The organism is Enterobacter cloacae complex sp. IR5402 (genome assembly GCF_049238125.1).
In the GTDB taxonomy this organism is placed as follows: Bacteria; Pseudomonadota; Gammaproteobacteria; order Enterobacterales; family Enterobacteriaceae; genus Enterobacter; species Enterobacter hormaechei_C.
Window position 1 is genome coordinate 1 of record NZ_JBMKHO010000043.1, and the last position, 605, is coordinate 605.

The window sequence follows — 605 nt, forward strand, 5'->3', positions numbered from 1 at the left end:
GTCATAGAGGACGCTGTGATCGTTGCTGAGGGCACCCATGAAAGCGTTGCAACAACCACGGAAAGCGATCAAATGGTCATTGATGATGATGTGATTGTTGAGGCTGTTTGTGAGCGGCTCTCACGTCCTGAAAGTCTGAGACAAAGCCAAAGATTCGACACATTTACAGCGTATGCGCGTCGTGTCCTACAGAATGACGATAAACGCCTACCAAAAAGAATTGAGGAGAGGTTAGAGGAACGCTTTGAACAACTTCACCCGCATCTTTATTCAAGATTCGACCCAATACCATTTTAACCAGGAGGACTATGAATAGCCTATACCTATTGAACGAAGATACAAAGTTTCAACTCGGATGCAACGAAGTATGCAGACGAATCTATAACCACCTTGCAAGCCTCCACCGTGAGAATGGAACATTCCGTTCCAGCGTCAAAACTCTGGCATCTGCCCTGGGATACTCGGAAAGCGGGATCAGATATTGGCTATCCCTTCTTCGCGATGCCAAAGTGATCGCTATCACCAGGCGCAGCAATCACTACGATTTTGACGTTAACCACAATGTTTCTTTCATCACTACAACCAACTGATGAACAACGCGAAAA

The 605-nt window shown here is 46.0% G+C and carries 1 pseudogene; it reads left to right on the forward strand.

Annotated elements, in window-relative coordinates:
• Positions 1 to 297 (forward strand): annotated as a pseudogene (locus ACOTXL_RS23800) (hypothetical protein); the annotation flags it as partial.
• Positions 298 to 605 lie beyond the last annotated feature (308 nt).